Genomic DNA, 12,194 nt, shown 5'->3' on the forward strand with positions numbered 1-12,194 from the left:
AAACGATTATATGCTTGCTTGTTTCCGTTTTCATAAAGTGTTTGTTGCAGGTGCATTACTGGGGAGTATGCCGGTTGTTGCACAACAGGATAGCAGCCTGCTGTTATGGTATAAACAGCCTGCAACAAAGTGGACGGAAGCGCTTCCTATTGGCAATGGCTCCATAGGCGGAATGGTATATGGAGGTGTGCAGGAAGAGCATATTCAGTTTAATGAAGCTACTCTATGGACGGGCAGGCCACGTGCTTATGCACGTGAAGGTGCTGTGGAGTATTTGCAACCTATTCGTTCCTTGCTGGCCGCAGGTAAACAACAGCAAGCCGAAGCATTGGCAGGCGAACATTTTATGGGCTTGAAGGATATAGATGATCATGTATATGCGGTGCAGAAAAAGAGCTGGTTGCAAAAAGTAAGGCAGGACACAAGTTTGGCTATGCCAGGTGTAGATGTGCATACATGGAAGAAGATGCGTTTGCCGGTGTTGAATGGTTGGGAAGCGGCTGGGCTGGAGGGGCTGGATGGTGCTGTTTGGTTTAGAACAGGGTTTGAATTGCCGGCAGCCTGGAAGGGCAGGAACCTGGTGCTGGCTTTGGGTAAGATAAGAGATATTGATTTTACTTATGTCAATGGTGGGTTGGTAGGTAGTGGAGAAGGGGGGACTAATAAAAGAGTATATACTATAGCCGCTGGTGCGGTAAAAGAGGGAGTGAATGATATAGCCATACAGGTAATTAACTTCTATGATAAAGGTGGTTTTGCGGGAGTGAAGAACGATGAGCGGATATTTACTGTATATCCGGAGGGGATGAAGGCTTCGGAGGGTATTGCTTTGTCGCTGGAGTGGCGATATTTTGTGCAGGATGATAGCCCACCTGCTTATCCACAGTATCAAGGTAGTTATCAGCCTTTTGGTGACTTGTTCCTGCGTTTTCCGGGTATGGGGAATGTGACGGGCTATACAAGAACTTTAGACATTGCCAATGCGCTTGCAGAAGTAAAGTATTCGGCTAATGGTGTTGGTTATACGCGCACTTATTTTGCGAGTGCTGCTGATAAAATAATGGTGTTGCGTGTGGCAGCAGATAAGCATGCGGCTGTTTCTGTTGCTGGTGTATTAGGGGCTGCGCATAAAGATTGCCAGGTGCAACGCTTGAATGATAGCACATTGCGCTTACAGGTGCAGGTGAAGAATGGAGCCTTGCATGGTGTGGCTTATTTAAAGGTGCGGGCGAAGGGAGGTAAGGTACATGTGCAACAAAATGAGCTGGTGGTAACAGGCGCGGATGAAGTGTTTTTTTACCTGGCAGCCGCAACAAACTATAAGAATTACCAGGATGTGTCGGGTAACCCGGATGCTATATGTGCGCAACGGATGCGGGCGTTGGTGAATTTGAGCTATACTGCTATGAAAGTAAAGCATGTGCGGGATTACAAAGATTACTTTTCGCCTTTTGCCATATCATTGGGAGCACATAACAGAACTGAGTTACCTACGGATGAACGTATACGGCAATTTACGCCTGCTACTGATGCGGGATTATTGAGTTTGTATATGCAGTATGGCCGTTACCTGCTTATTTCTTCTTCACGTGCAGGTGGACAGGCAGCTAACCTGCAGGGGATATGGAATGATTTGCTAACGCCACCCTGGGGCAGTAAGTATACTACCAATATTAATTTACAAATGAATTACTGGCCGGTAGATCTGTTGCATTTATCGGATTGTAGCAGGCCTTTGTTTGAGATGATAAAGGAATTGAGTGTGGCGGGTAAGGCTACTGCTGCTGCGCATTATGGCGCACCAGGCTGGGTGTTGCATCATAATACGGATTTGTGGCGTGGAACAGCTCCTATTAATGCTTCTAATCATGGTATATGGGTTACTGGTGCAGCATGGCTATGTCATCATATCTGGGATCATTACCAGTTTACGCTGGATAAGGCTTTTTTAAAGGTGTATTACCCGGTAATGAAATCTGCTGCTTTGTTTTTTGATCATTTTTTAGTGAAGGATAGTGCAACAGGATGGTTAATAAGCACGCCCTCTAATTCTCCAGAGCAAGGTGGGTTGGTAGCTGGCCCTGCTATGGATCACCAGATCATCAGGGATTTATACCGTAATTGTATTGCTGCGGCGGCTGTATTGCAGGTAGATAAGGAGCAGGTGTTGCAATGGGCGACTACCTGCGGGAAGATAGCGCCTAATCAGGTGGGGAAATACGGACAATTGCAGGAATGGATGCAGGATAAGGATGATACCTCTAATACGCACAGACATGTATCTCATTTATGGGCATTGTATCCCGGAAAGGAGATAACTCCACAAACACCTGATTTGTACCGGGCTGCAAGACGATCCTTATTGTATCGCGGGGATGGAGGTACAGGCTGGAGTCTGGCGTGGAAGGTGAATTTATGGGCGCGATTGCATGAGGGAGATCATGCTATGCTGATGTTATCACATTTGTTAACCCCGGCCGAACATAATGGAGTAGAGCAGGGCGGAGTGTATCAGAATTTGTTTGACGCGCATCCGCCATTCCAGATTGACGGCAACTTTGGTGGTGCGGCGGGTTTGGCAGAGATGCTGGTGCAAAGTGAAGGAGAAGAGATTGAATTATTGCCTGCTTTACCAACGGCTTTATCTGAAGGAAGTGTGAAAGGAATTCGTGCAAGAGGAGGTTTTGAATTGAATTTCAATTGGATAGATGGTCATTTGCAGCAGGTACAGGTGCGTTCGTTGGTAACAGGTATTTGCAGGCTGGTGTATAAGGGTCAGCACCGGAGCTTGCCGGTTACGAGCGGAGGTACTTATATAGTTCGTTGGGATTAGATAGGTGGAATGATAATAATAGAGTCTGGTTTTGCCTGTACTGGTAAAAATAAGGTGCAGCCAGAAGGAATTGTAAGTTGCAGTTTGTGCAGGAGATATTAGGAGATTTTGTATTAAAATGATTGATTTACAAAGGAATAGTTATAACAAAGGCGCAGATATTCTGCGCCTTGTTTGTTCTAATCCGAAAAGAACCATTGCTGAAAAACGGGTTTACTTTTTATAGTAATTCTTTTTTGCTTCAAAGATGGTATTGTCACGTTCTCTTTTTAACGCTTTTACCTGGTATCTTTTTTCTTTACGCGTTAACCCCTGGTCCATACGTGCAGATGCGATTTTATCAGAGTAATCGTGCTTAATATCTTCGATTTGCATATCAAGTCTGGAAGGTCTGTAAGCGGTGCCATATCCGTTTCCATACGGGTAACCCCATCCATAGCCCCACGGCATTCCAAAACCATAATATGCCCCGAAAGGGTAATAACCACCGGCTGATACTATTACTCTTGTACCGCCACCATATCCTCCCCTAATACCGCCCCCGCCATGACGTTGAGCGGATGCTCCGGACACTATCCCTAGTGTGAGCATTATAATCAGTATCTTCTTCATAACTGGTTGTTTTAAATCACCACTTATAAGACGTTTAAAGAACAGAAAAATTACATCCCAAAGGTAGTTATAACATTTGTGTAACATTCCATTTTTAATCTCTTGTTTTTGCATATAAAGTGCGCATAAAATGCTTGTTTTTGCTGGTTGTTAAAACTGTTAACTCTATCGGTTTTTTATAGCTAAACGTCGGGGAATGGGCGGGTGAACTGTTAGTTGTAAGCTGGTTTGGTGTTGCGGTTGGGTGTGTTTAAAGTATTGTGGCGGCTGTGTTCTAATGAATTTCTAATAGTGCTGAGGGAATAGGCAGGTGTGTTGCAGGAACGTTTTGTTTTAGTTGAGTGAGTGTTTGTTTTTTGATGTAACGTATTAGTGGTTGTAAGGTGAATAGGTGCGCTTTGTGAATGGAGGTGGTTGTGCTTTTTGGATGGTGTATTGTTTATTCAAATAATTATTGTTAAGGTTGTTTTTGTGGAAGGTGATGAAGTTTGTGGTGGATAGTTTTTGTATCGCGGGATTGTTTGTTGGCTTTATTGGGAAGGAATGGCATAGGTGCGAAGTGTTATTTCTGTTGCTGTGGAGTGGGGTGTGATATTTGTATATTGTATAATATTTTACATAATAATCATTGCGTGCGTGTATATGATATAGAAAAATTAGAATAGATAAAAATTTAAATTGTCGTTATGTTGTTTGTTAAGTCTTTTATATTCGCACCGATTTTTAAAATTAGTTAATCCGTAATCCAAACGACTACTTATGAAAACACTATACGGTGTTTGCCTGAGAAGGCATGGTTGTATGCTATATGAAAAGTTTTTATTGATTGTTCTTTTTTTGCTTGCGTCTTCTGTGCTTCGTGCACAAACTCCTTTATCAGCCGGAGATATTGCATTTACCGGTTATGTATCCAGGCAGGCACCTGCTGCTGATACCTTTTCCTTTATGGTTTTGAAGTCGTCGGGTTTTGATACCGGGACGGAAGTGTACTTTACGGATAATGGCTGGCTGCCTACGGGAATTGGCAGGGCTGGCGGGGAAGGTGTGTTGAAATGGACTGCTACGCAGCATTTGCGATATGGTGAGCAGGTAAGAGTTGTGGCAGGTACTAGTATCACGGTGGATAAAGGTTCGATTACAAGGTTATCAGGATCTTTTGATCTGGCTACTACAGGTGATCAGTTGTTTGCTTATACGGGCACCTGGCCTTCGCCGGATATTTTGGTGGCTGGGTTACACTTCTTCAAAACGGCTAATACCACTGCACAGGGCTGGGATGTGGGTAGTGTGGCTACCGGTTCCAGTGAGTTTTCAGTGTATCCCGCTGCTTTATGCAGCACCTGCGGGGTGTGGGTTACTGATCCGGCTGTTACCATACAAAAAATTACCACAGCCGGGTATTACAAAGGAGGGTATAATGCTAGCGCCGCTGCTTTACGTGCTATGATTAACAATAATGCCAACTGGAATAATACTTTTTCACTGACTTCCACAGCGCCTACGTGGCGACTACCTCCATTGATTGAATTGCCGGCTGAAAATACAGATACTTCTGTGACGGAGCAGCCGGATACCAGTGCGCCACGGGTAATAGCGGTGGCGTCTACTATGCCTGATGGCGTGTATAAGGCAGGGGATGAGATTAATATTGTGGTATATTTTAATAAGAATGTAATTGTGAACCCTACTGCGGGCGTTCCTTATTTGCAGTTAAATGTGGGTAAGGATAGTAGCAGGGCTGTGTATGTGACCGGTTCCTGCGGAAGTGCGCTTACTTTTCTGTATACAGTGAAGCCGGGCGATACTGCTGTGCGGCTGGATTATTTATCGCCCGCTGCTTTGAAGCTGAACAATGGTACTATTCAGAATGCAATGGCTACGGCTGCCAATGTAACGCTTCCGTCCAGTGGCGCTACACTGGCTGCCATACGCAGCCTGACTATTAATGCAGTGGCTCCTGTAGTAACTCCTATGCAAAGCTTTACTGCTGACAGGTTTAGTAATGCTGGAACAATAGTAGGTACGCTGAAAGGTACTGCGCGCGGGCCTGTGGGCACTACTTTGCAAAACTGGACTATTGTGCAGGGGAATGTAAGCGGTGCTTTTGCCGTAAACGGTGCTACCGGTGAGCTGGCGGTAGCGAATGAATCGGTATTGCACGATCAGGCGTATGCCGGTTTTCAATTAATGGTGACTGTAGGGGATGGTAGTAATACTTCGGCTCCGGAAGAGGTGATGGTGTTATTACGGGAAGTGGCATTGGATGATACAGTGCGTTTTGCGCATGATAGTTTATTTGAGAACAAGCCGGTGGGAACGCTTGCCGGAAAATTATCACTGGCATCGGGTAATGCAGGTGCAGTATATACCCTTGTGGCGGGCGCTGGTGATGCAGATAACAGTTTGTTTAGTATAGGGAAGGATAGTCTGCAAACCGCTGCTTTGTTGGATTATGAACAGCAAAAGGAATATCATGTGCGGGTACGGGCTACTATGCAAAACCGATATATCGATACTTCATTGGTGGTGAAGGTGTATAATCTGAATGAACCGCCTACCATTGATGCGGTAGCAAATCAGACAGTGTGTGAAAATGCGGGTTACCAGACCTTGCCGCTTACCGGTATTACCTGCGGGCCGGAAGGGGAAGATGAATGTGTAACCGTAGCGGTGAGCACCAATAATCCATCCCTGTTTGCACAATTGCTGGTGATAAGGGAATCTGACGGTACTACGGTGTTGCGTTACAAGGTGAAGGACAGTACAGCCGGACAGGCATTGGTTACTGTTACTGTAAAAGATAATGGCGGAACAGCACATGGTGGAGCGGATAGTGTGACTACCAGCTTTACCATTATTGCTAAAGCGGCTGGTAAGGTAACCATTGTTGCGGGAGGTAGTACTGCTCTTAGTGAAAATGGTGCTGTAACGCTTACTGCTACTGTAACAGATGCTACAGGCGCTATGCAGTGGCTGAGGAACGGTGAAATAGTGGCCGATGCGCATACGGCTTCCTATAAGGTGGATGCGGCCCATACAGGTGCTTATAATTGCACTATTACCAGCACAGAAGGTTGTTTGATCACGTCTAACACCATTGCGGTAACGCAGGCGAATGTGCCGGTTACACTGATGACTTATCCTAATCCTACAGCCGGGAAGTTGTTTATTGTGTTTACGGGCTATGTTGATCAGTATGTATATGCCATCGTGCGCAATAATGCCGGTGCGGAGCTACAGAAGAAACGGATATGGCATAGCAGTGAAACGCAGAAAGATGAATTGGATTTAAGTGGTTATGCTGCTGGTATGTATATCATTGAATTAATATCTGATAAAGGAGATAAGATGGCGTCTGCTAACGTATTGAAGAATTAACCTGGGTTTTAAGTTTGTTTACTAAGCAGCCAGTTTTTCATGTTAAATGGCCTGCCCGGTCCCGGGCGGGCTTTTTAAAAAGAGGAAAAATAATTTGTAACTTGTAACATAACGTGTTACATTTGTAAAGCTAAATGTATGATAACAGGCATTCAGCACAAAGGGTTAAAGTTGCTCTGGACCAAAAATGACGGGTCAAAGCTGCCGCCGGCGCAAATAGGTAAAATAAGAAACATACTTGTGCTATTAGATTGTGCGGTGGTTGTAGAAGATGTAAATTTTCCCGGGTCGGGGCTGCACCAGCTAAAAGGTGATTTGAAAGGATACTGGTCAATTACAGTAACCGGTAACTATCGTATCTTTTTCAAGTTTGAAGATGGTGATGTGTACCTGATCAATTACGATGATTATCATTAGTGAAAACCGTAGGTGACGGAATACAAGTGAACCAGGTTACTTATGTTAAAAAGAGGAATGGCACCGGTGCATCCGGGTGCAATGTTAAGAGAAATGTATTTAGAGCCACTGGGGTTAAGTGTTACCGAGCTGGCCGGCAATATCGGGGTTGCCCGTAGAACGGTTTCTTTGCTTATTAACGAGCATTCGGGTGTAAGCGCAGAAATGGCGTTGCGTTTGGCAAAGGCTTTTGGAACTACCCCCGAATTGTGGTTGAATATGCAGCAGGGGTTTGATCTGTGGCATGCAGGGAAGAAGGTGGTGTTGAAGGATATTCATCATTATTCCGGAGCAAAGGCGCAAACGGCAGCTTTGGAAGCACGTGTGATGGCGAGGGTTTAGGTTTTAGGAGAAGTTGTAAGTTGTGGGAAGAGGTGATGGTGAAAAGGAGCGGGGGAGGAGATCAGGTGGTGTGTGATCAGGCTGAAATAAGACAAACAGGACTAAAAAGCTTTGCTTTTATTGGATGAGGTAAAGAGTGATTTAATAGAAAAAGGGTGGCTCAATATTATTTGAGTCACCCTTTTTTATTATGGTAGTGTATAGTTACTTAGTGGTGGTAACAGTGGCAGATGCGCCTTTAATGCCTGCTGCTTTTACTTCCATGGTAAGGTTGCCGGCTTCTTCGGTAGATTGGGCAATTACGGTTAACATGCCTTTGAAAACATGCATTTGAGGAAGGTGGAACAGTTCGGTGTTAGCGGCGTCGCCGTTGGCTACTGCGCGGTAGGTGCCAGCGCCTTTTACGGTGAACTGTAACAGGTTATCAGCATCAGGGCAAAGATTGCCTTTGGCATCTACTACTTTAGCAGTGAAGAAGGCCAGTTCTTTGCCATCTGCTTTGATTGTTTTTTTCTCAGGTACCAGTTCTACGTGGTGTGGTTTGCCTGCGGTGGTAACAGTTTCTTCTGCTATTGCTTTGCCATTAGCGTCGTAAGCTACCACGCGTAAGGAACCGGGTTGATATACCACATCGTTCCACATTAAGCGGTAACGGCTTTGGTTGGTGGTAGTGTCTTTGGTGCGTTTGCCGGCGCTTTTGCCGTTTACAAATAACTCGGCAGAAGGATAGTTGGTGTAAACGAACACAGGGGTTATCTGTCCTTCACGACCAGGCCATGTCCAGTGTGGCAGGATGTGTAAAGTTTGTTGTGTTGGGTTCCATCTGCTGCGGTAGAGGTAGAACCTGTCTTTAGGAATACCGGCCAGATCTACAATGCCGAAGTAAGAACTGTGAGAAGGCCATTTTTCGTCGTAAGGGGTAGGTTCGCCTAAGTAGTCGAAGCCTGTCCATACAAACTCACCTATTACATATTGTAAATCGTCCTGTTTTACAAATTCATCATCCGGAACCTGGCTCCAGTAACAATAGTTTAAATCGTAAGAAGAGCATTGGTTATCGGCATCGGCAGTCACCTGCTTCTTTTCTACCGGGAATTTATATACCCCTCTTGAGCTGATGGTTGAAGCGGTTTCGGTGCCCATGATAAAACCTTGTGGTAATTTGCTGTTGGCTTCGGCGTAGCGGTGTGGCTTGTAGTTGAAGCCTGCAATGTCTAATACGGCAGCGAAGTTTTTAGTGATGGCGTCGTCAATACGGTCCATACCTACTGTTACGGGGCGGGTAGGGTCTTCACGGTGGCAGATGTCCTGCAGCCATTTAGCCAGTTTGTTGCCGCCGGGTGCGCCCTGGTCGGGAACTTCGTTGCCGATGCTCCACATGATTACGCTGGGGTGGTTGCGGTTGGAATGTACCAGGTTTACAATATCTTTTTCGGCCCACTCGGAGAAGTATTGGCTGTAGCCGTGTTTTACTTTAGGGGTTTTCCATTCGTCGAATGATTCTGCCATTACCATAAAGCCTAATTCATCACACAGTTGCATCAGTTCCGGTGCGGGCATGTTGTGCGAGGTACGTATGGCATCGCAACCCATATCTTTTAATATTTCCAGCTGGCGGCGCAGGGCACTCACGTTGATAGCTGCACCCAGTGGGCCCAGATCGTGGTGGTTACAAACGCCTTTGAACTTGCGTACCTGTCCGTTTAGGGAGAAGCCTTTTACCGCTTCATATTTGATAGTGCGGATACCGAAAGTGGTAGTGTATTCGTCTTTCAGCTCCTGGCCATCGTACAGTTTGGAAACTGCTGTGTACAGGGTAGGAGTTTCGGGCGACCATAATTCGGGTTTATCAACGCCGAAGTCCTGGCTGAACTGGAATTGGTCTAAAGTGGTGAGGTTGTTGCTGGCTTTAGATACTACCTGGCCTTTGTTGTCCCTGATTTCGGTAACCAGTACTAATGGTTTAAAAGTGTTGCCGGGGATTTCTACCTGTGTTTTCAGGTTTACTTTGGCAAAACCGTTTTCTATTACAGGCGTGGTAACGTAAGTGCCCCATACCGGGATATGAATATCGTCTGTTACAACTACGTGTACATTTCTGTATAAACCTGCGCCGGGATACCAGCGGGAAGATTCTGACTGGTTTTCCAAACGTACTGCCAGGGTATTCTCTTTACCGGGAAGAAGGAGTTTGGTTACATCCAGGTGGAAAGAGTTGTAGCCGTAAGCCCAGTTACCGGCTTTCTGGCCATTTACATATACTACGGCATTGCTCATAGCGCCGTCGAAAATGATACTTACTTTTTTACCGGCACCGAACTGCGGAACAGTAAAGTGAGTGCGGTACCAGCCGGTGCCAATGAAAGGCAGGCCTCCGGTACGGCCGGATTTTACACTCGCTGCTTTTTCTCCGTTTTGGGTAATGGCTACGTTTTGTTTGTCGTTGTCCTGTCCAAACGGACCGTAAATGGCCCAGTCGTGGGGAACGGTAACGGTTTGCCACGCTGCATCGTTGAACTGTTGCTCTGCTGCATTACTTACATCGCCTTTGGTAAATTTCCAGTTCTTTTCCAGTAACATTTCGTAGCGTACCTGTGCAAATGAGGTGTGCATGGCACAGCAACATAGCGCAAGTCCTAATAAGCGTCCTTTTTGCATCATAGTAAATTGTACGTTAGATGTCAAAATAAAAGCATCTTTCCGAATAGGAAGATGCTTTTATTAGGGGGATGTAGAAATATTTTAACCTTTATGCGCCGGTTTTGCCGGTTAATTTGTCTATGGCTTCGCGGTAAACGGCTCCTACGGGAATTTCCATTTCGTTGATAAACACGCTGTTTTTACGAATGGAGGTAATGCTGTCAATAGAAACAATGAATGATTTATGCACCCGCAGGAAGTTGCTGGCAGGCAGTTCCTGTTCAATAGCACGGATGCCGGAGCGTACAATCAGTGGCTTGGCGGTGCTTTTGAGATGAATTTTAACATAGTCGCGCAGGCCTTCTATCCAGGTGATATCGTTAAACTGCACTTTTACCAGGCTGTAATCGGCGTTTACGAAAAAGTAGGTAGGGGCTGGTTGGGCGCTGCTGGCTGTGGCGGCGGCAGGCTTGGAAGCATGCTTTAGCTGGTACAGTTCGTTGGCTTTGTTACATGCTTTTACAAAGCGGTCCATTTCTACCGGCTTTAGCAGGTAGTCTACCACATCCAGGCTATAGCCATCCAGTGCAAACTTTTCGTAAGCGGTGATGAATATGACCATGGGTTTGGTAGGCAGGCTTTGTATAAACTGAATACCGGTAAGGCCGGGCATTTGTATGTCGGCAAAAATGAGATCTATTTCATGCTCCTGCATTACTTTGGTGGCTTCAAAGGCATCGGAGCATTTGGCTACCAGGTGTAAATAGGGCACTTTGCTAATGTAATCTTCTAACAGGGCAAGTGCCAGTGGCTCATCGTCAATTGCTATACATTGTAACATCGTGCAATTTTAATTGTAGTGAAACAGAAAACCAACCATCTTTTTCCAGTATGTGCAGCTCGTGGTCTGCACCGTATAAAAGTTTTAACCGCCGTTGTACATTGGTAAGGCCTATGCCTGATGTATCGTCTTTGGTTTCGTCTTTATTACTGCTGAATTTGTTGCTGACCATAAAATACAGCATCCTGTTCTTTACCAGCATTTCTATTTCAATTTGCGGGCTGGTGATATAGGTGGTGCCATGTTTGAATGCGTTTTCTACAAATGGGATCAGAAGCATGGGCTCTATCTCCAATTGTCCATCGGGTACATTGATGGCAACGTTTACACCTACTTTATCGCCATAGCGCAGTTGCTGCAGGTCGATATAGCTTTGAAGGTATTCAATTTCCTTTTTCAGCGGCACTTTTTTTTCGTCTGACTGGTACAGCATATACCGCATTAAGGAAGAGAGTTTAAATATAGTCGGTTCCAGTTTTTCTGACTTCAAACGTACCAGGGCAACAATGTTGTTGAGCACGTTAAACATGAAGTGTGGGCTGATTTGTGAGCGCAGGAAGGATAGCTCGGTTTTGAGATTCTCTTTCTGTTTTTCTTTTTCCAGGTCTTCAGCACGGAATTTATCGGCTATCATGCGGTAGGCTATGCTGGCTGCCACATCAAGGATAAACAATACAATATTGAAATCGATAAAGATGAGAATGTTGAACGGACGCTTTTCATGGTCTTTGAATTCAAAACAACAAGTGAACATGAAATAATGCAGTAGCAATATGGCAGCGAAAGCGACAAGCTGGGAAACAATAAATAAAGTTACTTTTCTTTTATTGGTAAGCAGGGGTACAAGCACTTCTGTGTTCAGGTAAAACAAGCCTATCCAGGTAAGGTCTATAAAGGCAGTGAATAAAGTAAAGGGAGGCGGCTGGTGGCCGTTGGGGCGCGCATTGTCGTAGGAATGCCTGAGCAGGTAAGGTAACGAAAATACCAAAATCCATGCGGCTACATGGACTGCTATTTTCAACCATTTATTTTCTAAAGACGGTTTCATGTAGTGTCTTTTTATAAGCACAGGATAAGCTATTGCTGTTTCTT

General features: G+C 45.2%; 8 protein-coding genes. 4 read left to right on the forward strand and 4 right to left on the reverse strand.

Translation table 11 applies throughout. The features are described 5' to 3' along the window. Positions 1-10: 10 nt before the first annotated feature. On the forward strand, positions 11-2,833 hold the full coding sequence (locus FLA_RS05850; protein ID WP_076380178.1) for a glycoside hydrolase family 95 protein: 2,823 nt from the start codon (positions 11-13) through the stop codon (positions 2,831-2,833). A gap of 213 nt (positions 2,834-3,046) precedes the next feature. Here the strand turns inward: FLA_RS05850 and FLA_RS05855 are convergent, their stop codons facing one another. Next, complete coding sequence (locus tag FLA_RS05855; protein ID WP_144264070.1) at positions 3,047-3,445, reverse strand: hypothetical protein; 399 nt, start codon at positions 3,443-3,445, stop codon at positions 3,047-3,049. A gap of 759 nt (positions 3,446-4,204) precedes the next feature. On the opposite strand from FLA_RS05855, the gene FLA_RS05860 reads away from it, so the two are divergent. From FLA_RS05860 to FLA_RS05870, 3 genes are all read left to right on the forward strand, one after another. Beyond that, complete coding sequence (locus FLA_RS05860) at positions 4,205-6,823, forward strand: T9SS type A sorting domain-containing protein (RefSeq protein ID WP_144264069.1); 2,619 nt, start codon at positions 4,205-4,207, stop codon at positions 6,821-6,823. Between the two features lie 138 nt (positions 6,824-6,961). Beyond that, positions 6,962-7,240 (forward strand): type II toxin-antitoxin system RelE/ParE family toxin, encoded by a 279-nt coding sequence (locus FLA_RS05865; RefSeq protein ID WP_076380175.1) that lies wholly within the window; start codon positions 6,962-6,964, stop codon positions 7,238-7,240. A 42-nt stretch (positions 7,241-7,282) separates the two neighbouring features. Further along, a complete protein-coding gene (locus tag FLA_RS05870) occupies positions 7,283-7,621 on the forward strand; it encodes a HigA family addiction module antitoxin (protein ID WP_076380174.1) in 339 nt (112 codons plus the stop codon). Between the two features lie 204 nt (positions 7,622-7,825). Here FLA_RS05870 and galB read toward each other — a convergent pair whose 3' ends face one another. The 3 genes from galB to FLA_RS05885 all read right to left on the reverse strand — a co-directional run bounded on the left by galB (position 7,826) and on the right by FLA_RS05885 (position 12,150). Next, positions 7,826-10,282 (reverse strand): beta-galactosidase GalB, encoded by a 2,457-nt coding sequence (gene galB, locus FLA_RS05875; RefSeq protein ID WP_231940399.1) that lies wholly within the window; start codon positions 10,280-10,282, stop codon positions 7,826-7,828. Between the two features lie 88 nt (positions 10,283-10,370). Then, entirely contained in the window at positions 10,371-11,102 is a 732-nt protein-coding gene (locus FLA_RS05880; RefSeq protein WP_076380173.1) for a LytR/AlgR family response regulator transcription factor, read from the reverse strand. After that, positions 11,080-12,150, reverse strand: a complete 1,071-nt coding sequence (locus tag FLA_RS05885) for a sensor histidine kinase (protein WP_076380172.1) — start codon at positions 12,148-12,150, stop codon at positions 11,080-11,082. Before FLA_RS05885 ends, FLA_RS05880 begins: the two co-directional genes overlap by 23 nt. Positions 12,151-12,194: the final 44 nt, after the last annotated feature.

This window comes from Filimonas lacunae (assembly GCF_002355595.1).
In the GTDB taxonomy this organism is placed as follows: domain Bacteria; phylum Bacteroidota; class Bacteroidia; order Chitinophagales; family Chitinophagaceae; genus Filimonas; species Filimonas lacunae.